11 protein-coding genes, 22 tRNA genes and 3 rRNA genes are annotated in these 21,942 nt (G+C 45.1%); 35 read left to right on the top strand and 1 reads right to left on the bottom strand.

What is annotated here, in order from left to right:
- The first annotated feature begins 102 nt into the window (after nt 1-102).
- The 35 genes from RCG24_RS00005 to RCG24_RS00175 all read left to right on the top strand — a co-directional run bounded on the left by RCG24_RS00005 (nt 103) and on the right by RCG24_RS00175 (nt 20,950).
- Nucleotides 103-1,652 (top strand): 16S ribosomal RNA (locus tag RCG24_RS00005).
- A gap of 189 nt (nt 1,653-1,841) precedes the next feature.
- Nucleotides 1,842-4,779: ribosomal RNA gene (locus RCG24_RS00010) — 23S ribosomal RNA — on the top strand.
- Between the two features lie 335 nt (nt 4,780-5,114).
- Nucleotides 5,115-5,231, top strand: a 5S ribosomal RNA gene (gene rrf, locus RCG24_RS00015).
- Together the 16S, 23S and 5S rRNA genes with 22 tRNA genes alongside form the textbook arrangement of a ribosomal RNA operon.
- A gap of 10 nt (nt 5,232-5,241) precedes the next feature.
- Nucleotides 5,242-5,317 (top strand) — tRNA-Val (locus RCG24_RS00020).
- Between the two features lie 14 nt (nt 5,318-5,331).
- A tRNA-Thr gene (locus tag RCG24_RS00025) sits at nt 5,332-5,404 on the top strand.
- A gap of 32 nt (nt 5,405-5,436) precedes the next feature.
- Nucleotides 5,437-5,512 (top strand) — tRNA-Lys (locus RCG24_RS00030).
- A 32-nt stretch (nt 5,513-5,544) separates the two neighbouring features.
- Nucleotides 5,545-5,620 (top strand) — tRNA-Lys (locus RCG24_RS00035).
- Between the two features lie 9 nt (nt 5,621-5,629).
- Nucleotides 5,630-5,714 (top strand) — tRNA-Leu (locus RCG24_RS00040).
- 8 nt (nt 5,715-5,722) lie between these two features.
- Nucleotides 5,723-5,797: transfer RNA gene (locus RCG24_RS00045), tRNA-Gly, on the top strand.
- A gap of 5 nt (nt 5,798-5,802) precedes the next feature.
- Nucleotides 5,803-5,891, top strand: a tRNA-Leu gene (locus tag RCG24_RS00050).
- A gap of 10 nt (nt 5,892-5,901) precedes the next feature.
- Nucleotides 5,902-5,978, top strand: a tRNA-Arg gene (locus RCG24_RS00055).
- Nucleotides 5,979-5,986: 8 nt separating this feature from the next.
- Nucleotides 5,987-6,063: transfer RNA gene (locus tag RCG24_RS00060), tRNA-Pro, on the top strand.
- A gap of 15 nt (nt 6,064-6,078) precedes the next feature.
- A tRNA-Ala gene (locus tag RCG24_RS00065) sits at nt 6,079-6,151 on the top strand.
- Nucleotides 6,152-6,175: 24 nt separating this feature from the next.
- Nucleotides 6,176-6,252: transfer RNA gene (locus RCG24_RS00070), tRNA-Met, on the top strand.
- Nucleotides 6,253-6,260: 8 nt separating this feature from the next.
- Nucleotides 6,261-6,337, top strand: a tRNA-Ile gene (locus RCG24_RS00075).
- A gap of 27 nt (nt 6,338-6,364) precedes the next feature.
- A tRNA-Ser gene (locus RCG24_RS00080) sits at nt 6,365-6,457 on the top strand.
- A gap of 21 nt (nt 6,458-6,478) precedes the next feature.
- A tRNA-Met gene (locus tag RCG24_RS00085) sits at nt 6,479-6,552 on the top strand.
- Nucleotides 6,553-6,555: 3 nt separating this feature from the next.
- Nucleotides 6,556-6,632 (top strand) — tRNA-Asp (locus tag RCG24_RS00090).
- Between the two features lie 154 nt (nt 6,633-6,786).
- Nucleotides 6,787-6,862: transfer RNA gene (locus tag RCG24_RS00095), tRNA-Phe, on the top strand.
- Nucleotides 6,863-6,883: 21 nt separating this feature from the next.
- A tRNA-His gene (locus RCG24_RS00100) sits at nt 6,884-6,959 on the top strand.
- A 323-nt stretch (nt 6,960-7,282) separates the two neighbouring features.
- Nucleotides 7,283-7,356, top strand: a tRNA-Gly gene (locus RCG24_RS00105).
- A gap of 4 nt (nt 7,357-7,360) precedes the next feature.
- Nucleotides 7,361-7,434 (top strand) — tRNA-Ile (locus RCG24_RS00110).
- Nucleotides 7,435-7,450: 16 nt separating this feature from the next.
- Nucleotides 7,451-7,525: transfer RNA gene (locus tag RCG24_RS00115), tRNA-Asn, on the top strand.
- 3 nt (nt 7,526-7,528) lie between these two features.
- A tRNA-Ser gene (locus RCG24_RS00120) sits at nt 7,529-7,616 on the top strand.
- A 9-nt stretch (nt 7,617-7,625) separates the two neighbouring features.
- A tRNA-Glu gene (locus tag RCG24_RS00125) sits at nt 7,626-7,697 on the top strand.
- A gap of 367 nt (nt 7,698-8,064) precedes the next feature.
- Nucleotides 8,065-8,790, top strand: a complete 726-nt coding sequence (locus RCG24_RS00130) for a GntR family transcriptional regulator (protein ID WP_202653138.1) — start codon at nt 8,065-8,067, stop codon at nt 8,788-8,790.
- Nucleotides 8,791-8,798: 8 nt separating this feature from the next.
- Nucleotides 8,799-9,131 carry a PTS system mannose/fructose/sorbose family transporter subunit IID gene (locus RCG24_RS00135; RefSeq protein ID WP_308079079.1) on the top strand — a complete coding sequence of 111 codons (333 nt, stop codon included), beginning with the start codon at nt 8,799-8,801 and terminating at the stop codon, nt 9,129-9,131.
- 72 nt (nt 9,132-9,203) lie between these two features.
- Complete coding sequence (nagA, locus tag RCG24_RS00140) at nt 9,204-10,352, top strand: N-acetylglucosamine-6-phosphate deacetylase (protein WP_308078001.1); 1,149 nt, start codon at nt 9,204-9,206, stop codon at nt 10,350-10,352.
- Nucleotides 10,353-10,458: 106 nt separating this feature from the next.
- The gene (locus RCG24_RS00145) at nt 10,459-11,400 is read left to right on the top strand and encodes a hexose kinase (RefSeq protein ID WP_308078002.1); all 942 of its coding nucleotides are present in this window, start codon (nt 10,459-10,461) and stop codon (nt 11,398-11,400) included.
- A gap of 25 nt (nt 11,401-11,425) precedes the next feature.
- Nucleotides 11,426-12,415, top strand: a complete 990-nt coding sequence (gene lacD, locus RCG24_RS00150) for a tagatose-bisphosphate aldolase (protein WP_308078003.1) — start codon at nt 11,426-11,428, stop codon at nt 12,413-12,415.
- Between the two features lie 569 nt (nt 12,416-12,984).
- Entirely contained in the window at nt 12,985-14,937 is a 1,953-nt protein-coding gene (glgB, locus tag RCG24_RS00155; RefSeq protein ID WP_308078004.1) for a 1,4-alpha-glucan branching enzyme, read from the top strand.
- A complete protein-coding gene (locus RCG24_RS00160) occupies nt 14,876-16,021 on the top strand; it encodes a glucose-1-phosphate adenylyltransferase (protein WP_308078005.1) in 1,146 nt (381 codons plus the stop codon). The genes glgB and RCG24_RS00160 overlap by 62 nt, the downstream gene beginning before the upstream one ends.
- Nucleotides 16,022-16,084: 63 nt before the next feature.
- Entirely contained in the window at nt 16,085-17,116 is a 1,032-nt protein-coding gene (locus RCG24_RS00165) for a GlgC family sugar phosphate nucleotidyltransferase (RefSeq protein ID WP_308078006.1), read from the top strand.
- Nucleotides 17,113-18,579 carry a glycogen synthase GlgA gene (gene glgA / locus RCG24_RS00170; protein WP_308078007.1) on the top strand — a complete coding sequence of 489 codons (1,467 nt, stop codon included), beginning with the start codon at nt 17,113-17,115 and terminating at the stop codon, nt 18,577-18,579. Before RCG24_RS00165 ends, glgA begins: the two co-directional genes overlap by 4 nt.
- Entirely contained in the window at nt 18,554-20,950 is a 2,397-nt protein-coding gene (locus tag RCG24_RS00175; RefSeq protein WP_308078008.1) for a glycogen/starch/alpha-glucan phosphorylase, read from the top strand. Before glgA ends, RCG24_RS00175 begins: the two co-directional genes overlap by 26 nt.
- Nucleotides 20,951-20,988: 38 nt before the next feature.
- On the opposite strand, the gene RCG24_RS00180 is transcribed toward RCG24_RS00175, so the two are convergent.
- The gene (locus tag RCG24_RS00180; RefSeq protein WP_202653152.1) at nt 20,989-21,924 is read right to left on the bottom strand and encodes a 1,4-dihydroxy-2-naphthoate polyprenyltransferase; all 936 of its coding nucleotides are present in this window, start codon (nt 21,922-21,924) and stop codon (nt 20,989-20,991) included.
- Between the last annotated feature and the right edge of the window lie 18 nt (nt 21,925-21,942).

A 21,942-nucleotide genomic window follows, 5' to 3' on the forward strand; every position in this document is an offset into this window, starting at 1 on the left:
TGTTCTTTGAAAACTAAACAAACAAAAACGTCAACATAGAAAAAATTCATTTCTAACGAAATGAAGCCAACGTTAAATTTTATGAGCTATATCAACTTAACTTCATTGGAGAGTTTGATCCTGGCTCAGGACGAACGCTGGCGGCGTGCCTAATACATGCAAGTCGAGCGAATCAAGAGGAGCTTGCTCCTCGAGGTTAGCGGCGGACGGGTGAGTAACACGTGGGCAACCTGCCTGTAAGACTGGGATAACTTCGGGAAACCGGAGCTAATACCGGATGATTCTTATCTACACATGTAGATAAGCTAAAAGACGGCGCAAGCTGTCGCTTACAGATGGGCCCGCGGCGCATTAGCTAGTTGGTGAGGTAACGGCTCACCAAGGCGACGATGCGTAGCCGACCTGAGAGGGTGATCGGCCACACTGGGACTGAGACACGGCCCAGACTCCTACGGGAGGCAGCAGTAGGGAATCTTCCACAATGGACGAAAGTCTGATGGAGCAACGCCGCGTGAGCGATGAAGGCCTTCGGGTCGTAAAGCTCTGTTGTTAGGGAAGAACAAGTATCGGAGTAACTGCCGGTACCTTGACGGTACCTAACCAGAAAGCCACGGCTAACTACGTGCCAGCAGCCGCGGTAATACGTAGGTGGCAAGCGTTGTCCGGAATTATTGGGCGTAAAGCGCGCGCAGGCGGTCCTTTAAGTCTGATGTGAAAGCCCACGGCTCAACCGTGGAGGGTCATTGGAAACTGGGGGACTTGAGTGCAGAAGAGGAAAGCGGAATTCCACGTGTAGCGGTGAAATGCGTAGAGATGTGGAGGAACACCAGTGGCGAAGGCGGCTTTCTGGTCTGTAACTGACGCTGAGGCGCGAAAGCGTGGGGAGCAAACAGGATTAGATACCCTGGTAGTCCACGCCGTAAACGATGAGTGCTAAGTGTTAGAGGGTTTCCGCCCTTTAGTGCTGCAGCTAACGCATTAAGCACTCCGCCTGGGGAGTACGGCCGCAAGGCTGAAACTCAAAGGAATTGACGGGGGCCCGCACAAGCGGTGGAGCATGTGGTTTAATTCGAAGCAACGCGAAGAACCTTACCAGGTCTTGACATCCTCTGACACTCCTAGAGATAGGACGTTCCCCTTCGGGGGACAGAGTGACAGGTGGTGCATGGTTGTCGTCAGCTCGTGTCGTGAGATGTTGGGTTAAGTCCCGCAACGAGCGCAACCCTTGATCTTAGTTGCCAGCATTCAGTTGGGCACTCTAAGGTGACTGCCGGTGACAAACCGGAGGAAGGTGGGGATGACGTCAAATCATCATGCCCCTTATGACCTGGGCTACACACGTGCTACAATGGATGGTACAAAGGGCAGCGAAGCCGCGAGGCTAAGCCAATCCCATAAAACCATTCTCAGTTCGGATTGCAGGCTGCAACTCGCCTGCATGAAGCCGGAATCGCTAGTAATCGCGGATCAGCATGCCGCGGTGAATACGTTCCCGGGCCTTGTACACACCGCCCGTCACACCACGAGAGTTTGTAACACCCGAAGTCGGTGGGGTAACCGCAAGGGGCCAGCCGCCTAAGGTGGGACAGATGATTGGGGTGAAGTCGTAACAAGGTAGCCGTATCGGAAGGTGCGGCTGGATCACCTCCTTTCTAAGGATAATAAGAGTTGACGTTTCTTGTTTGTTTAGTTTTGAGAGAATAATCTCTCATAAAGCTATATGATCCATCACTTCGTGATGAAAATCAGTAGCCTTGTTCCTTGAAAACTAGATAATCGTAATAGAAGAAGTAACCAAGTAAGAACCGAGTAATCGCTCATTTATGGTTTTAAACCTTTTAGGTTAAGTTAGAAAGGGCGCACGGTGAATGCCTTGGCACTAGGAGCCGATGAAGGACGGGACTAACACCGATATGCTTCGGGGAGCTGTAAGTAAGCGTCGATCCGGAGATTTCCGAATGGGGGAACCCCCTGCTCGTAATGGAGCAGGATCCTTACCTGAATTCATAGGGTAAGGAAGGCAGACCCGGGGAACTGAAACATCTAAGTACCCGGAGGAAGAGAAAGCAAACGCGATTCCCTAAGTAGCGGCGAGCGAAACGGGAACAGCCCAAACCGAAAGGCTTGCCTTTCGGGGTTGTAGGACACTCAACATGGAGTTACAAAGGAACGGAGTAGACGAAGCGATCTGGAAAGGTCCGCAAGAGAAGGTAAAAGCCCTGTAGTCGAAACTTCGTTCCCTCCTGAGTGGATCCTGAGTACGGCCGGACACGTGAAATCTGGTCGGAAGCTGGGAGGACCATCTCCCAAGGCTAAATACTCCCTAGTGACCGATAGTGAACCAGTACCGTGAGGGAAAGGTGAAAAGCACCCCGGGAGGGGAGTGAAAGAGAACCTGAAACCGTGTGCCTACAAGTAGTCAAAGCCCTTTAACGGGTAATGGCGTGCCTTTTGTAGAATGAACCGGCGAGTTACGATTGCATGCAAGGTTAAGTTGAAGAGACGGAGCCGCAGCGAAAGCGAGTCTTAAGTAGGGCGATCTTTAGTATGTAGTTGTAGACCCGAAACCAGGTGATCTACCCATGTCCAGGGTGAAGGTAGGGTAACACCTACTGGAGGCCCGAACCCACGCACGTTGAAAAGTGCGGGGATGAGGTGTGGGTAGCGGAGAAATTCCAATCGAACTTGGAGATAGCTGGTTCTCTCCGAAATAGCTTTAGGGTTAGCCTCACGGCTTGGAGTCTTGGAGGTAGAGCACTGTTTGGACTAGGGGCCCTCATCGGGTTACCGAATTCAGACAAACTCCGAATGCCAAAGACTTACCCGTGGGAGTCAGACTGCGAGTGATAAGATCCGTAGTCAAAAGGGAAACAGCCCAGACCACCAGCTAAGGTCCCAAAGTATACGTTAAGTGGAAAAGGATGTGGAGTTGCTTAGACAACCAGGATGTTGGCTTAGAAGCAGCCACCATTTAAAGAGTGCGTAATAGCTCACTGGTCGAGTGACTCTGCGCCGAAAATGTACCGGGGCTAAACGTATCACCGAAGCTGTGGATGGACACCGTTGGTGTCCGTGGTAGGAGAGCGTTCTAAGGGCGTTGAAGCTAGACCGGAAGGACTGGTGGAGCGCTTAGAAGTGAGAATGCCGGTATGAGTAGCGAAAGATGAGCGAGAATCTCATCCACCGAATGCCTAAGGTTTCCTGAGGAAGGCTCGTCCGCTCAGGGTTAGTCGGGACCTAAGCCGAGGCCGAAAGGCGTAGGCGATGGACAACAGGTTGATATTCCTGTACCACCTCTGAATCGTTTGAGTGATGGGGGGACGCAGGAGGATAGGGTAAGCGCGCTGCTGGTCATGCGCGTCCAAGCAGTTAGGCTGGTGAATAGGAAAATCCGTTCACCGTGAAGGCCGAGCTGTGACGGCGAGGGAAATATAGTACCGAAGTTCCTGATTCCACACTGCCAAGAAAAGCCTCTAGCGAGATTCAAGGTGCCCGTACCGCAAACCGACACAGGTAGGCGAGGAGAGAATCCTAAGGTGAGCGAGAGAACTCTCGTTAAGGAACTCGGCAAAATGACCCCGTAACTTCGGGAGAAGGGGTGCTTTTTAGGGTGCATAGCCCTGAAAAGCCGCAGTGAATAGGCCCAGGCGACTGTTTAGCAAAAACACAGGTCTCTGCAAAGCCGCAAGGCGAAGTATAGGGGCTGACGCCTGCCCGGTGCTGGAAGGTTAAGAGGAGGGGTTAGCTCACGCGAAGCTCTGAATCGAAGCCCCAGTAAACGGCGGCCGTAACTATAACGGTCCTAAGGTAGCGAAATTCCTTGTCAGGTAAGTTCTGACCCGCACGAAAGGCGTAACGATCTGGGCACTGTCTCAACGAGAGACTCGGTGAAATTATAGTACCTGTGAAGATGCAGGTTACCCGCGACAGGACGGAAAGACCCCATGGAGCTTTACTGTAGCCTGATATTGAATTTTGGTACAGCTTGTACAGGATAGGTAGGAGCCTGAGAAACCGGAGCGCCAGCTTCGGTGGAGGCGTCGGTGGGATACTACCCTGGCTGTATTGAAATTCTAACCCGCACCCCTCAATTGGGGTGGGAGACAGTGTCAGGTGGGCAGTTTGACTGGGGCGGTCGCCTCCCAAAGAGTAACGGAGGCGCCCAAAGGTTCCCTCAGAATGGTTGGAAATCATTCGCAGAGTGTAAAGGCACAAGGGAGCTTGACTGCGAGACCTACAAGTCGAGCAGGGACGAAAGTCGGGCTTAGTGATCCGGTGGTTCCGCATGGAAGGGCCATCGCTCAACGGATAAAAGCTACCCTGGGGATAACAGGCTTATCTCCCCCAAGAGTCCACATCGACGGGGAGGTTTGGCACCTCGATGTCGGCTCATCGCATCCTGGGGCTGTAGTCGGTCCCAAGGGTTGGGCTGTTCGCCCATTAAAGCGGTACGCGAGCTGGGTTCAGAACGTCGTGAGACAGTTCGGTCCCTATCCGTCGTGGGCGTAGGAAATTTGAGAGGAGCTGTCCTTAGTACGAGAGGACCGGGATGGACGCACCGCTGGTGTACCAGTTGTCTTGCCAAAGGCATCGCTGGGTAGCTATGTGCGGACGGGATAAGTGCTGAAAGCATCTAAGCATGAAGCCCCCCTCGAGATGAGATTTCCCATAGCTTTAAGCTAGTAAGATCCCTGAAAGATGATCAGGTTGATAGGTCAGAGGTGGAAGCGTGGTGACACGTGGAGCTGACTGATACTAATCGATCGAGGACTTAACCAAAATCGAAAAGCGGAAGCGTCCGCTTAGCAACGTATGGCTTCCTCGAAAAAGCTAATGCTTTTTCCTCGTGCGATGCCTACGCTGACGAAGTGTTCCTTGTGGAGGGCTTTGACTGAGATAAAGGAAACACGAAGAGTGAAACGATTCGATGTTGACTTATCGTAGGGAAAAGACCGAAAGACACTAGTTGCTGGACGCTGGAGCTGGACAATTAATATAAATGAACTCGTTCTTAACTACTTCTTCTGTATTATCTAGTTTTGAGGGAATGAAAATTTTCTCTTGAAAAAAATGAAAAAGGCACTATAATAAGAAAGTGTCGATTAAATTAATGGCCTGGCGGTGATGGCGAGAAGGTCACACCCGTTCCCATACCGAACACGGAAGTTAAGCTTCTCAGCGCCGATGGTAGTTGGGGCACGCGCCCCTGTGAGAGTAGGACGCTGCCGGGCATAAATTATTGGAGGATTAGCTCAGCTGGGAGAGCATCTGCCTTACAAGCAGAGGGTCGGCGGTTCGATCCCGTCATCCTCCACCATATTTTATTTCTTTGCCGGCCTAGCTCAATTGGTAGAGCAACTGACTTGTAATCAGTAGGTTGGGGGTTCAAGTCCTCTGGCCGGCACCTTTTGCCTCTTTTATCAATTTGTTGATAATGGGCCATTAGCTTAGTTGGTAGAGCATCTGACTCTTAATCAGAGGGTCGAAGGTTCGAGTCCTTCATGGCCCACCATTAAAAGCAATCGACAAAAGGTTAAACAGTATGAGCCATTAGCTCAGCAGGTAGAGCATCTGACTTTTAATCAGAGGGTCGAAGGTTCGAGTCCTTCATGGCTCACCATTTAATCATGCGGGTGTGGCGGAATTGGCAGACGCACCAGACTTAGGATCTGGCGCCGTAAGGCGTGGGGGTTCGACTCCCTTCACCCGCACCATTCAATATGCGGAAGTAGTTCAGTGGTAGAACACCACCTTGCCAAGGTGGGGGTCGCGGGTTCGAATCCCGTCTTCCGCTCCAGATTTGCCGGGGTGGCGGAACTGGCAGACGCACAGGACTTAAAATCCTGCGGTAGGTGACTACCGTACCGGTTCGATTCCGGTCCTCGGCACCATGTTAATATTGCGCCCGTAGCTCAATTGGATAGAGCGTCTGACTACGGATCAGAAGGTTATGGGTTCGACTCCTTTCGGGCGCGCCATATATTAACGGGAAATAGCTCAGCTTGGTAGAGCACTTGGTTTGGGACCAAGGGGTCGCAGGTTCGAATCCTGTTTTCCCGACCATCTTTTTTAAAATTTGGGGCCTTAGCTCAGCTGGGAGAGCGCCTGCTTTGCACGCAGGAGGCCAGCGGTTCGATCCCGCTAGGCTCCACCTTAACTGTATATATATATATTTGGCGGTGTAGCTCAGCTGGCTAGAGCGTACGGTTCATACCCGTAAGGTCGGGGGTTCGATCCCCTCCGCCGCTACCAAATATAAAGGACCTTTAGCTCAGCTGGTTAGAGCAGACGGCTCATAACCGTCCGGTCGTAGGTTCGAATCCTACAAGGTCCACCATTTATCTTAATTTCTTATATAATTTACGGAGGAATACCCAAGTCTGGCTGAAGGGATCGGTCTTGAAAACCGACAGGCGGGTTAAACCGCGCGGGGGTTCGAATCCCTCTTCCTCCGCCATAATCTTTAAATAATTATTATCGCGGGGTGGAGCAGTCCGGTAGCTCGTCGGGCTCATAACCCGAAGGTCGCAGGTTCAAATCCTGCCCCCGCAATCTGGTCTGGTAGTTCAGTTGGTTAGAATGCCTGCCTGTCACGCAGGAGGTCGCGGGTTCGAGTCCCGTCCAGACCGCCATTTTTAGTTTTAACTAGAAGGCTCAGTAGCTCAGTCGGTAGAGCAGATTGCATGCTCCTTTGAATATGCTTCTGTGGCAATCTGCGAGAAAAATCGTGAGATTTTTTGAGCAAAGGACTATAACTAGCCTTTCTGTAGGGTACATTCTTAATATGGCTCAGTAGCTCAGTCGGTAGAGCAAAGGACTGAAAATCCTTGTGTCGGCGGTTCGATTCCGTCCTGAGCCACCATTATTAAAAAAGAATATTGTGGCGGCTGTGGCGAAGTGGTTAACGCACCAGATTGTGGCTCTGGCATTCGTGGGTTCGATTCCCGTCAGCCGCCCCATCAATAAATAAGCGGGTGTAGTTTAGTGGTAAAACCACAGCCACGAGCATTGCATCGTGAGTCTGCTACGAGTTGCCTCGACGCATCTATCATCATCGAATTAGCTATTAAAGGAAGAGGCATTCTACGCGTGTATGAGTATATGATTATAAAATCAATTAAATAATGCGGGTGTAGTTTAGTGGTAAAACCACAGCCACGAGCATTGCATCGTGAGTCTGCTACGAGTTGCCTCGACGCATTTATCATCATCGAATTAGCTATTAGAGGAAGAGGCATTCCACGCGTGTATGAGTATATGATTATAAAATCAATTAAATAATGCGGGTGTAGTTTAGTGGTAAAACCACAGCCTTCCAAGCTGTTGTTGTGGGTTCGATTCCCATCACCCGCTCCATAATGGGCCTATAGCTCAGCTGGTTAGAGCGCACGCCTGATAAGCGTGAGGTCGATGGTTCAAGTCCATTTAGGCCCATCCTAACATTATTTATTCCGCAGTAGCTCAGTGGTAGAGCTATCGGCTGTTAACCGATCGGTCGTAGGTTCGAATCCTACCTGCGGAGCCATATGGAGAAGTACTCAAGTGGCTGAAGAGGCGCCCCTGCTAAGGGTGTAGGTCGGGTAACCGGCGCGAGGGTTCAAATCCCTCCTTCTCCGTTTTTATCTGGCCCCTTGGTCAAGCGGTTAAGACACCGCCCTTTCACGGCGGTAACACGGGTTCGAATCCCGTAGGGGTCATAATTTTAAACGTCACTTTCCTTTCATTCGAACAAATAAAACAGTCGTCTTCTTCGACATAGGTCCAGTTCTTCACATTATTGTTCATAAAAAAATCGCCCTTTCTGTAGTGTTGGTTTGGTCACTTACATTTTACTAGAGAAGGCGATTTTTTTTGTGCCCTTTTTTGAAAGAATGCAAAATAATGGGGCATCCAAAAGTCAAAATTAATGACTTTTTGGACAGCTCCAAACCGTCCCCCACGCTTCTTTGAAAGGGGTTTCAATTTTTTCTTGACATTGGGGATAAAAGGTATATAATTTAATCAAGAGGTAGTAACCAGTTCAACAAAGGTAATGACCAGTTTGAATTTAAGGAGACGAAATATGTGCTTATCAGCGATAGTAAAGTACCTTTATATTATCAGTTAGTTGATATTTTAGGGAAGCAAATTAAAGAAAATATGAAGCCACATGATAGGATGCTTTCCGAAAGGGAAATTTGCACCAAGTATAATGTTAGTCGGACTACAGTGAGGCTGGCCATGGCTGAATTGGAAAAGATGGGCTATATATACAAAATGCATGGAAAAGGGACCTTTGTAGCTACCTTGGCTGAGAATAAGCAAAATTTAATGGAGAGCTACAGTTTTACCGAACATATGAAAAAATTGGGTAAAGTCCCGAAAACCGAGGTCTTATCTTTTGAAGTGATCAAGGTTAATGATTATTTGGCAAAACATATGGGCCTATCTGGTGAGGAAAATGCCATTAAAATTATCCGCTTAAGGCTTGCAGATGGTATACCCATGATGGTTGAAACGAGTTATTTACCTTTTGCAAAGTTTTCGAGTCTAACCGAGGAATTAGTAAAAAAGAAGCCTTTGTATGAAATTTTTAAAGAGGAATTTTCACAGGTGATTAAGGCAGCTGATGAGGAATTTTCAGCAAGCATTATTCCTAGCAGGGAAGCCCACCTCCTCCAGGTTCCGACTAATTCTGCCTGCCTGAAATTGGAGCGTACCACCTACAATACAGCAAACCAGGTTATTGAGTTTACATTCAGTATCGCCAGAGCTGACCAATTCATTTATAAAGTTAGACATATTAGATAATTGGTTTGATGCATTATGGATACAATGCAGGAACAAAAGCAGTATTAAGCTTAAAAGAAAGTACCAAGAAAATTTCTCGTGCCGCATCAATCGTCGGGTTAACCGTTATCGGCGCACTTGTTGCCACTTATATTAATTTCAAATTTGGCATCAAAATCCATGCCGGCAGCATTAATGTTGATTTGCAAAAAGGCGTAATCGATCAAATTATGCCGCAATTATTACCGTTGCTTTATACATTCTTCTGCTATTGGATGTTGAAAAAAGGCCGTTCACCATTAACCTTGATTGGTGTTACCGTTGTAATCGGGATTCTTGGAAGCCTGTTTAAATTATTCTAATTGTTTGAATACCAGCAAAAGAGAAAAGATTCCCCTTCTTTTCTCTTTTGTTACGATGAAAGAAGGAATAAAATGCGCTACTTTGTTTATGCAGATAAATTTTTTCTAAAGAATGCGGTGGAGGACGCCGGCTATTTAGAAATTGTGGCCGGCAAATTTGGCAGCTATTCTAAAACGCTCCCGGTTGATCATGCCGAGGTCATCGACTGTAAGGGGAAATGGATTGCCCCGGGGTTAGTCGATACCCATATTCATGGGCTGTTAAATCATGATGTGATGGACAATGACTTTGAGGGCATCAAAGCTATTTCGGAAGGTCTTCTTTCCTGCGGTGTCACTTCATTTTTACCCACTACTTTAACTGCACCGGTCGATTTACTCAACAAAGTCATTGAAACCATTGGCAAGCATTATCAAGAAGTTCAAGGTGCAAAAATTCAAGGAATCTATTTAGAAGGTCCATTTTTCACGGAAGAGCACAAAGGGGCACAGAACCCGGACTATTTTTCTGATCCAGATCTGCGAGCTTTTGAAAAATGGCAACAGCTCTCAGGCGGGATCATCAAAAAAATTGCCTTAGCTCCTGAGCGCAAAGGAGCTGCAGAATTTGTCAAGAATGTGACAGAACAGGGAGTTGTCGTGGCGTTGGGCCATAGCAATGCAAGTTTCGAGCAGGCAAAAGAGGTGGTCGAAAGCGGCGCTTCTGTGTTTGTCCATACGTATAATGGGATGAGTCCGTTAACCTCCCGTGAACTGGGGATGGTCGGGGCGGCTATGACGCTGGAAAAGGTATTTGCGGAATTAATCTGTGACGGCCACCATGTACATCCATTAGCTGCAAAAATTTTAATGGATGTCCGCGGCAGGGATCGGGTGGCGATGATTACTGATTGCATGCGCGCGGGCGCTATGCCGGATGGGGCCTATACGTTGGGGGAATTCCCGGTCATCGTCAAAGACGGGAAGGCAACGATTGAAAACGGCAGCCTAGCCGGGAGTGTACTAAAACTGAAAGAAGCGTTGAAAAATGTTGTTGATTGGGGCATTGCCACTCCGGAAGAAGCGGTAATGATGACAACTATTGTCCCGGCTGCCAGCTGTCATATTGATGATGTCTGCGGCTCAATTGCACCGGGAAGAGAAGCTGATTTTATCGTGCTGACGGACAAAATGGAGCTGGAAGCCACCTATCTTAACGGTGTGTGCAGGTATCATGTATAAGAGTTTAGGCTTCAAAAAAATATCGTAAAACATTCACTAGCAAGGTTGCTGGTATCATGTAAAAGCATTTGGTGCCATAAAGTAAAAGCAAAAAGGGAGTCATTCGATGATTGTAAGTGTAACCATGAACCCGTCTGTCGATATCTCGTATCACTTAGATGAATTTATTTTAAATGAGGTCAATCGTGTTGCACATGTCAGCAAAACTGCAGGCGGCAAAGGCCTGAATGTTGCAAGGGTCATTCACTTGTTGGACGTCCCTGTGAACGCTACCGGAATTATAGGGGGAACACTCGGGACTTTTATTGAAAATCAGTTGGACCGTGATGGAATTGCACACGACTTTTTAAAGACGAATCAAGAGTCGCGAAACTGTATTGCCATTCTTCATGAGGGAAAGCAAACGGAAATTTTGGAAGCTGGGCCGCATTTTTCCACCAAAGAGAAAAATGAATTTTTCACCCATTTTGGAAAATTTTTAAAAACCGGAAATATTATTACGATCTCCGGCAGTCTGCCAAGAGGATTTGATGCTTCGGTCTACACCGAAATGATTTGTTTAGCCAGTGAACAGCAAATTCCTGTCTTGTTGGATTGTTCGGGAAAGGTGCTTGAGCAAGTTCTTAAGGCTAAGGAAGCCATGCCGGATCTTATTAAGCCAAACATTGACGAGTTAAATCAACTGCTTGATAAAAAATTGCATGCAGAAAACTTGGACGGGCTTAAAACGGCTTTAGCAGATCCGTTATTTGCTGATATTGAATGGGTTGTCGTATCACTGGGGGCAAAAGGGGCGTTTGTCAAACATAACGATGCGTATTTTCAAGTAAAAATCCCTTCGGTCCAAGTAGTGAATCCCGTTGGGTCGGGTGATTCCGTCGTTGCTGGATTAGCGGCTGCGATGCTGCAAGGAAAATCAGCGGAAGATATTATGAAAACAGCTATGACAACCGGGGTGTTAAATGCGATGGAGACACAAACCGGTTATGTAAATAAAGCAAAATTCGATCTTGTTTTCCAACAAGTGGAAGTAATTGAGATAAAATAAGATCAAAAGAGAGGGAGTTACAACTATGGTCAAATTAACGAACAATAAGCTAGAAGCATTAAAACGATTATCAGATGAAAATGGCATCATTGGTGCATTGGCCATTGACCAGAGGGGGTCATTGAAAAAAATGATTGCAAGTGCCAGCTCAAAAGAGATTGGCGATGAAGGTATCATTGAATTCAAAAAACTGGTAAGTAAAGAGCTCACGAAATATGCCTCATCGATTTTACTTGATCCTGAATATGGCCTGCCTGCTGCGGAAGTAAGGGATGAAAACGCAGGATTGCTGTTGGCTTATGAAAAGACCGGTTACGACGCAACCGTTCCTGGACGCCTGCCGGATGTGCTTGACGTGTGGTCAGCGAAACGGTTAAAAGAAGCCGGGGCGGATGCGGTTAAGTTTCTTCTATATTATGATGTTGATGAAGACCCAGCGATTAATGATATCAAACACGCATTCATCGAACGGGTTGGTTCGGAATGCGTTGCCGAGGATATCCCGTTCTTCCTGGAAATTGTTTCATATGATGCAGCGATTGAAGATGTGAAAAGCGTCGAATATGCTAAGGTAAAACCACATAAAGTCATTGACGCTATGAAGGTGTTCTCAGACCCACGCTACAACGTCGATGTGTTAAAAGTGGAAGTGCCTGTCAATATGAATTATGTCGAAGGCTTCGCTGAAGGCGAGGTTGTCTACACGGCGGAACAAGCAAAACAATACTTTAAAGACCAAAGTGATGCGACAGAGCTGCCTTATATCTATTTAAGTGCAGGGGTCAGCGCCCAATTGTTCCAAGATACGCTGGAATTCGCTGCCCAAGCCGGTGCAGAATTCAACGGCGTCCTTTGCGGCCGCGCTACATGGAAAAACGGCGTCCAGCCATTCGCCGAAAAAGGTCAAGCTGCTGGTAACGACTGGCTCCAAACCGAAGGCAAAGACAACATCACCAGCCTAGATGCTGTCTTAAAGAAAACCGCAAAATCTTGGTTCACCAAAGTCGAAGCATAAGTCATTTGGGTGTGATAATTTCCTGTAGTAATCATTCGATTGCTCATAAAAATCGTCCTTTCTAAATTGTTGGTTTGGCCACTTGCAATTTTACAAGAAACGACGATTTTTTTTGTGCCATTTTTTAGAAAAATAAGTGTACTAAGGAAAGCTTCATAAGCATAGGCATCGCAGCCCAATAGTGAATCTTTTGGGCGAACTACGCCTCATGAACCGCCTTAAAGGCTCGCCAGTCGGCGAGTTTTCATTTATGAATTTAACGGCTATTTACATGAAGAAAATTAGGTGTTGTAGCCCGTGATTTCCATTGTGATTTTCATTTATTACCAATCCCCCCTTCTTGGTTCCTAAAAAAAAAATCAAAAGTTAATTAATATTTTTAGCAAAAAGGCTCAAAGTTTGATGAATTTTTTGTCGAAAATGCAAGACTACCGATGAGAAACCGAACATTATCCCGATTTGCCGCCTAAATTGTCTGAAAAGAGAAAAAAGTATTTTGAGGATTACGACCCAAATGCATATATAATTGTTTTTTGAAATACATATTCTCAAGTGAGGAAGAGGAAATCATGACAGTAAACACAATATTTCCCACTGACTATCAGTTGCATCTATTTCATGAGGGAAATCTTTTCCAAAGTCATCGGCTATTCGGTGCTCATATTTTTTCCTATTCCAACCAAACGAGTACACGGTTCTGTGTATGGGCTCCCAACGCTGTAATAGTCCGACTGGTTGGAGAGTTTAATAACTGGGATGGTCATGGATATGAATTAAACAAAATGAATAATGAAGGAGTTTGGATGATCGTTGTGACTGACGATCTGGAAGGAAAGCTTTATAAGTATGAAATTGTTACACGATCTGGGGAGAGGCTGTTAAAAGCTGATCCTTATGCCGTTTATTCGGAAGTAAGACCGAATACTGCCTCGATTGTTTATTCCATAAATGATTATGCGTGGCAAGACGATCGATGGATGAAACGGAAGTCTCAAAGCAACTTCTTAACGGAGCCTGTTGTGATCTATGAAGTCCATTTAGGATCATGGCGAAAAAAACAAAATGGAGATTATCTTACATATTCGGAATTAGCTGCCGAGCTAATCCCTTATGTTAAGGAACATGGATTTACCCATGTAGAACTATTGCCGCTTGTTGAGCACCCGCTCGACGATTCGTGGGGTTATCAAGGAACCGGGTATTTTTCCGTTACTTCAAGGTTTGGTGAGCCCCGTGAGTTTATGTATTTTGTGGATCAGTGTCATCAACACGGAATTGGCGTAATCCTTGATTGGGTCCCGGGTCATTTTTGCAAAGACGCACATGGGTTATACCGTTTTGATGGTACCCATCTTTATTCGTATCAGACTCCTGGCGATCGGGAAAATATGATTTGGGGAACAGCCAATTTTGATTTAGGTAAGGGAGAAGTACAAAGTTTTCTCATTTCCAATGCCTTATTTTGGATGGACTATTTTCATATCGATGGTTTTCGGATGGATGCTGTTGCCAATATTATTTATTGGCCCAATGCAGGTCATGAGAAACGTGAAAATCCATTTGGAGTTGCGTTTTTAAAAAAGTTGAACCAGGTGATCGAAGAATATAATCCCAACTTTTTAATGATTGGTGAGGATTCTACCGAATTTCCCCGTGTAACCACGCCCGTACGCTTTGGTGGGCTGGGGTTTCATTATAAATGGAATATGGGCTGGATGAATGATGTTCTGGAATTTATGGAAACACCGCCGTTTGCCAGATCTCACGTTCATTCTAAGATTACATTTTCACTTTTATATGCTTTTTCGGAAAACTTTATGCTCCCATTTTCACATGATGAGGTTGTCCACGGAAAAAAGTCATTGCTTGATAAAATGCCTGGGGAATATCACGAGAAATTTGCTCAATTACGGCTATTGCTTGGATATATGTTTGCCCATCCAGGGAAAAAACTGCTATTTATGGGTTTTGAATTGGGGCAGTTTGCCGAATGGAAGGATAAAGAACAACTAGACTGGAATTTAATGGAATATCCCCTTCATCAAAAGAATAATTTTTATGTAAAAATGTTAACGAAAGTATATAAACGCTCAAAAGCGCTCTATGAACTAGATCACCTGCAGGCAGGTTTTGAGTGGATTGACGTTGACAATGCAGATCAATCCATTTTTTCTTTTATTCGCCGCGGAAAAAAAGAAGAGGCCCTGCTGATCATTGTTTGTAATTTCACAGGTATTGGCTATCAAGGATATAAGATTGGTGTCCCCAATCCGGGTCAGTATCGGGAAATATTTAATAGTGACCAAGAAGAATATGGCGGATCGGGGGTTGTAAATAAAAGGGCACTTATGGCGGTACAAGAGCCAAGTCATGGAAAACCATATTCACTTCATCTAACAGTAGCCCCGTTTGGGTTTCAAATAATAAGACCAGTCAAAAAACGAAAGGAGCGAAAAGGGAATGGTAAAGAAAAAGTGCGTGGCCATGCTGCTAGCAGGAGGAAAGGGGAGCAGGCTGAATGATCTAACCAAGGAGGTGGCAAAACCCGCAGTCCCTTTTGGAGGAAAATATCGGATAATCGATTTTACTCTAAGCAATTGTGCTAATTCCGGAATTGATACGGTTGGCGTTTTAACACAGTACCAGCCTTTACTATTAAACTCCTATATTGGCATTGGCAGTGCCTGGGACCTCGATTGTAAGGACGGCGGGGTAACGGTACTGCCGCCATATAGTGAATCTTCAGAGGTCAAGTGGTATACCGGAACCGCCAGTGCCATCTATCAAAATTTGAATTATTTAAAGCAATATCAGCCTGACTATGTCTTAATCCTTTCAGGGGACCATATATACAAAATGAATTATGAGAGTATGCTTGAATATCACAAGGAGAAACAGGCGGATGTCACAATTTCACTCATTGAGGTCGCCTGGGACGAAGCCAACCGGTTCGGCATTATGAATACGGATAGTGATATGAGGATCGTAGAGTTTGAGGAGAAGCCCGCCAATCCGAAAAATAATCTTGCTTCCATGGGAATTTATATCTTCAGCTGGAATATTCTTAAGGAATATTTGGAACTGGATGCTAACAATCCCGATTCAAGTCATGACTTTGGTAAAGATATTATCCCTTTGTTATTAAGAGAAAAGAAAAACTTGTTTGCTTATCCGTTTAGGGGATATTGGAAAGATGTGGGTACTGTTGAAAGCCTGTGGGAGGCCAATATGGATTTATTAAAGGAAGACTGTGAGTTAAATTTATTTGATTACAGCTGGAAGATTTACTCCGTCAATCCGAATCGGCCGCCGCAGTTTATTTCACCGGAAGCGGTTGTCAAAGAGTCACTGATCAATGAAGGCTGCACGATTGAAGGAGAAATAGAGCATTCCGTGCTCTTTCAAGGTGTTTCAATTGGGAAAGGATCAGTCGTGAAAGATGCAGTGGTTATGCAGGATACAGCTATAGGTAAAGATTGTTTCATCGAAAGAGCGATTGTTCCTTATGATATGACAATCCCGGATGGAACGGTGATTCGTTCCTTTGATGAAAAAATAATTCTAGTAACCGAGCAACTGATCCGCGGGTTAAAGCCAGCCTATTAGCATGATCCGTCATGGCAGCAAGGATACTGGGGATGGAATAGAGAAACTGGAGGGACTTATTGAGTGAAAAGAAAGCTATTAGGAATTATTGATGCAACAACCTATCATGAAGACTTGAAGGACTTATTAACGCATCGGTCTCTAGCTGCACTGCCATTTGCCGGTAGGTACCGAATTATTGATTTTATCTTATCAAATATGGTTAACTCTGGAATTAGAAGCGTCGCTATTTTTCCAAAAATACAGTACCGCTCCTTGATGGATCATTTAGGATCAGGAAAAAATTGGGATTTAAATCGCAAACGGGATGGGCTTTTCTTTTTTCCATCGGCCATTGTTGATAGTGAATATAATAGAATTGGTTCATTCGACCTTTTTGCGGCTAATATGGATTATTTTTATCGCAGCACACAGGAATATGCGATTATTAGTAATTGCTTTACGATTTTAAATATCGATTTTAGCTCAGTTTTTAAATGGCATTTGCAATCAGGCTGCGATATTACGGAAATCCATGATCAGCGCGGAAGTTCACTAGAAATATATTTGATCAAAACTTCGCTTCTCATCAAGTTATTAGAAACTAGAAATCAAACCGGGTATACCTGCATGCAGGATGTGGTAAATGACCCGCATCATGGCTATTCCATTTGCCAGTATGTGTATGATGGCTATGCCGTGATGATTGATTCCATTAAAACCTATTATTCTAGCAACATGAATTTATTGCAGCCTGATATGTGGAAACAGTTGTTTTTGCGTGAGCGGCCCATTTTTACCAAGGTCAAGGATGAGCCGCCGACAAAATATTTGAAAGGGTCGAAAGTAACAAATGCGATGATTGCCAATGGCTGCCTCATCAGCGGTATTGTGGACAGAAGCATCATTGCCCGTGGTGTAAAAATTGGCAAAGGTTCAGTTATTAAGAACTGCATTATCATGCAAAAATGCCAAATTGAAGATAATTGTTACCTGGATTCGATGATTTTGGATAAGGATGTAAAAATTGAAGCAGGGACCAAAATAATCGGCACGCCAGGGTCACCATATGTGATTCGTAAAGGGACGAAGCAAGGAGCGTTGATGAAATCATGAAAGTACTATTTGCGGTGTCAGAATGTGGTCCGTTTGCAAAATCAGGAGGCCTGGCCGATGTTGCCGGGTCTTTGCCAAAAGAACTGAAGGCCCAGGGAACAGATGTTAGAGTGATTCTTCCGAAGTACGGAACGATTGCCGAAAATTATCAAAAGGAAATGAAAAAGGTCAAGGAATTTACCGTTTCTGTCGGCTGGAGAAAGCAGTATTGCGGCATCGAGCAGCTCGAGTTCCAAGAAGTTATCTATTATTTTATCGATAATGAATATTACTTTAAACGCGAAGGACTATATGGCTATTTCGATGATGGCGAGCGGTTTAGCTATTTTAACCGGGCGGTTCTGGAAACCATCGCCCAGCTGAATTTTTTCCCAGACGTGCTTCATTGTCATGATTGGCATACGGCAATGATTCCCTATCTATTAAAAACAGAATATTACAGGCACAAGGGGTACGAGCTGATTAGAACGGTTTTTACGATTCATAATCTCCAGTTCCAAGGAATTTTTCCAAAAGAAGTGTTGGGGGATTTATTGGGCTTGGAGGACCTAGAGCTTCACTATCAGCATTTGGAGTTTTACGGAAATATCAATTTTCTTAAGGGGGCACTGATTGCTGCCGATAAAATTACCACTGTCAGTCCAACGTATAAAGAGGAAATTAAGACGGAGGCCTATGGGGAAAAACTGGAGGGTTTATTAAGGGAACGGAATGAGGACCTTGTGGGAATTTTAAATGGAATTGATGAGGGGTTCTACAATCCTGTTCATGACCCGCTTATATTTCAAACATATAGTCTGGAGGACTTAACTAAAAAGCAGGATAATAAACGTATGATTCAAAAGCAATTCGGCCTAAAGCAAAGCCCTGGTACGCCGCTCCTGGTGATGATTTCTCGGCTGACCAAACAAAAGGGGGTTGACCTTGTACAATGTGTACTCCGGGAAATTCTGCAGGAAAATTTACAGGTCATAATCCTGGGAACGGGTGATTACGAGTACGAGGAATTCTTTCGGCAGGCGGCAAGAATTTATCCGGAAAAGCTGAAGGTCCAGACGGAATTTAATGAAGCTTTGGCGCATAAGCTGTATGCCGCGGCAGATCTGTTCTTAATGCCTTCACTATTTGAACCTTGCGGCCTTGGTCAATTGATTGCGATGAAATACGGGGCTATTCCAATTGTACGGGAGACGGGCGGGTTGAATGATACGGTTAGCTCATGGAATGAAGTTACCGGGCAGGGAAATGGCTTTTCTTTTCGCGATTTCAATGCGCATGACATGCTTTTTACCATTCAGCGGGCAATTGGCTTCTATCATGATCACAGGACATGGCAGAAAATAATCAAACAGGCAATGGAAAAGGATTATAGCTGGGCGCAATCGGCCTTTGGCTATAATCAGCTCTACGCTGAAATCGTCTCTGGGAGTGAATCGCATGTTTTCTTCGAAAGAACAATTTAAGAAGACCTTTTTAAAACGGCTTGAAATGCTATGCGGGAAAAGCTTTGCCGAAAGTACGCCAAGAGATCATTACCAAACGCTTGGTCAGATGATCCGTGAATTTGTCAGCAATGACTGGATTACAACAAATGAGCGCTATTGGACATCAAAGAGAAAACAAGTCTATTACTTGTCAATCGAATATTTATTAGGCAAGCTTTTACGGCAAAACTTAATCAATCTCGGGGTGGAGGCGATGGTTGAGGACGGACTGCAGGAACTGGGAATAAATTTGACCGAGATAGAAGAAATAGAACCTGATGCGGGCTTGGGGAATGGCGGCTTAGGAAGACTGGCCGCCTGTTTTTTAGACTCGCTGGCTTCGCTCAATCTTCCCGGCCATGGGCATGGCATCCGCTACAAGCATGGCTTATTTGAACAAAAAATTGTTGATGGTTATCAGGTTGAATTGCCTGAGCAGTGGCTCAGAAGCGGCAATGTTTGGGAGGTTCGCAAAGCGGACTTGGCAGTCAGCATCTCATTTTGGGGCAATGTGGAAGCAAGAATTGAAAATGGCCGGCTCATCTTCCGGCATTTAAATGCTGAAAAGGTGACCGCTGTCCCTTACGATATTCCGGTTGTCGGCTTTAACACAAACACCGTTAACACGCTGAGACTCTGGAGCGCGGAGCCGGCCCAATCTCCGTTTCATCAGGATGTTCTTAAATATAAGCGGGAAACAGAAGCTATTTCGGAGCTGCTTTACCCGGATGATACTCATGATGAAGGAAAAATCCTTCGGCTAAAACAGCAATATTTTCTAGTATCAGCATGTATACAGTCCATTTTACGTTCTTATAAGAAGCAGCATGCGAATCTGGAACAGCTGCACGAATATGTCTGCCTTCATATAAATGATACCCACCCGGTTCTGGCCATTCCAGAGCTGATGCGAATCTTGATGGATGAGGAGGGCTTCGGCTGGGACGAGGCATGGCATATTACAACGAATGCGATTTCCTATACCAATCATACGACCTTATCAGAAGCGTTGGAAAAATGGCCGGTCCATATTTTTCAACCGCTCTTGCCAAGGATATATATGATTGTCGAAGAAATTAACGAGCGTTTTTGCCGTAAGCTTTGGGAGGAAACACCCGGTGATTGGGCAAGAATTAGCGGTCTTGCGATTATTGCCGACCATCAGGTGAAAATGGCCCATTTGGCAATCGTCGGCAGCTTTAGCGTCAATGGAGTGGCGAGACTGCATACAGAGATTTTAAAGGAACGGGAAATGAAGCCATTTTTCCAGCTGTACCCTGACAAATTTAATAATAAGACAAACGGGATTGCCTATCGCCGCTGGCTGTTACAAGCAAATCCGCGGCTGTCCGCCTTGATTACAGAAGCAATCGGAGCAGAATGGACCCAATCAGCGGATAAACTAAAACAATTACTTCAATTCCAGCAAGATCAGCCATTTTTACAGCATTTAAAAAAAGTCAAAACCGATAATAAGAGGCAGCTAGCAGAAATGATTTACAAACAGAATGGAATAGCTGTTGATTCAGAGGCCATTTTTGATGTCCAGGTAAAACGGCTTCATGCTTACAAAAGACAGCTTCTGAATGTTTTACACATTATGTATCTATATAATCGGATGAAAGCGGACTCCAGTTTTGAAATCGTTCCGAGGGTGTTTATTTTTGGGGCAAAGGCATCACCGGGATACTATTATGCTAAAAAGATTATCAAATTAATTAATACAGTAGCGGATAAGGTTAATACTGATCCGCAGATAGGTAATAGACTCAAAGTGGTTTTTTTGGAGAATTATCGCGTCTCCTTAGCAGAAAGGATTTTTCCGGCGGCAGATGTCAGCGAGCAAATTTCGACTGCCAGTAAAGAAGCTTCCGGAACAGGCAATATGAAATTTATGCTTAATGGAGCATTAACGATTGGAACATTGGATGGGGCGAATGTCGAAATTCATGAGCTTGTAGGGGAAGATAATATCTTTATCTTTGGACTGACAGCAGCAGAAGTCCTCCGTTATTATCAACATGGCGGTTATGAATCGGTTGAGTATTATCATCATGATCAACGAATTCGTGAAGTCGTCGATCAGCTTGTGAACGGCTTTTTTCCTAATGTGTCCAATGAATTTGAACCCATTTTCGATTCCTTACTTGGGGAAAACGATCAATATTTTGTTTTAAAGGATTTTGCTTCCTATACTACTACTCAAAAGAAAGTAAGTGAGGCTTTTAAAGATTCAATCCGCTGGCAGCAAAAAAGTCTTATGAATATTGCCCATGCCGGTTATTTTTCCAGTGACCGGACAATCAAGGAATATGCAAGAGATATTTGGGGAATTTTACCTTATCAATAAACAAAAAGCTTCTGCAGCTTGCAGAAGCTTTTCAAATTCTAAAAGAAATGTCCGACAAAAATGCCGACGGTGAATAACAGTCCAAAAAAGGTATTGGTCTGCGCCGTGGCCTTCATCGCTGGAGCCATTTGAATTGGCAGGACGCCTTTATTAAAGACTTTGATTGCCTTGATTGGTTTGATTGTGCTTAAAATGACAAGAGCCGTCCATATAGGTGCAACGCTGCTGATAATCAGCCCTAAAACCCAGAGATAGGAAAAGATAAACATCCCGGCTAATAATATAACGGCTTTTTTCTTGCCTAACAGAACTGCCACGGTTTTGCGGCCATTCTCTTTATCACCGTCAAGGTCGCGAATATTGTTCGATAAATTAATCGCACTGACTAAAATAAAAATTGGGATTGAAAACAGAATGCTTCCGCTGGTAATGGTTCCTGTTTGGATAAAGAAAGCAATTAAGATAATGAACATTCCCATAAAAAGACCGGAAAATAATTCACCAAAAGGTGTATAGGAAATAGGCAGCGGACCGCCGGTATACAGGTAGCCGACCGCCATACAAATAAGCCCGACAAGAGTTAAATACCAGCTGCTATTGGCGCAAATGTAAACCCCCAATAACAGGGCAATTCCATAACAGGCTAGAGCGAGCTGCATGACTGTCTTTGGTTTAATTCCGTCACGGACGATAGTACCGCCAATCCCGACTGAATGTTCAGAATCAAGCCCGCGTTTAAAGTCATAGTACTCATTAAACATATTAGTGGCTGCCTGAATTAATAGGCTGGCAATTAACATCGCAAAGAAAAGTCCAAAGTGAAAACTTCCTTCTTTAAAAGCAAGTGCGGTGCCAAGTACAACAGGTACAAATGCTGCTGTTAATGTATGAGGACGGGTCATTTGCCACCACACTTGAAAACCCTTGTTGGCTTCAACAACCGGTTTCGCACCCTGCTGTAAATTAGGCTGCATATGCCATTCTCCTCCCCT

The organism is Neobacillus sp. OS1-32 (assembly GCF_030915425.1).
In the GTDB taxonomy this organism is placed as follows: domain Bacteria; phylum Bacillota; class Bacilli; order Bacillales; family Cytobacillaceae; genus Neobacillus; species Neobacillus paridis.

What these genes read in the sequence shown, in the direction of transcription:
- RCG24_RS00135 (WP_308079079.1), top strand. Translation starts at nt 8,799, where the DNA reads ATGCATTATGGATACAATGCAGGAACAAAAGCAGTATTAAGCTTAAAA.
- nagA (WP_308078001.1), top strand. Translation starts at nt 9,204, where the DNA reads ATGCGCTACTTTGTTTATGCAGATAAATTTTTTCTAAAGAATGCGGTG.
- RCG24_RS00145 (WP_308078002.1), top strand. Translation starts at nt 10,459, where the DNA reads ATGATTGTAAGTGTAACCATGAACCCGTCTGTCGATATCTCGTATCAC.
- lacD (WP_308078003.1), top strand. Translation starts at nt 11,426, where the DNA reads ATGGTCAAATTAACGAACAATAAGCTAGAAGCATTAAAACGATTATCA.
- glgB (WP_308078004.1), top strand. Translation starts at nt 12,985, where the DNA reads ATGACAGTAAACACAATATTTCCCACTGACTATCAGTTGCATCTATTT.
- RCG24_RS00160 (WP_308078005.1), top strand. Translation starts at nt 14,876, where the DNA reads ATGGTAAAGAAAAAGTGCGTGGCCATGCTGCTAGCAGGAGGAAAGGGG.
- glgA (WP_308078007.1), top strand. Translation starts at nt 17,113, where the DNA reads ATGAAAGTACTATTTGCGGTGTCAGAATGTGGTCCGTTTGCAAAATCA.
- RCG24_RS00175 (WP_308078008.1), top strand. Translation starts at nt 18,554, where the DNA reads ATGTTTTCTTCGAAAGAACAATTTAAGAAGACCTTTTTAAAACGGCTT.
- RCG24_RS00180 (WP_202653152.1), bottom strand. Translation starts at nt 21,924, where the DNA reads ATGCAGCCTAATTTACAGCAGGGTGCGAAACCGGTTGTTGAAGCCAAC.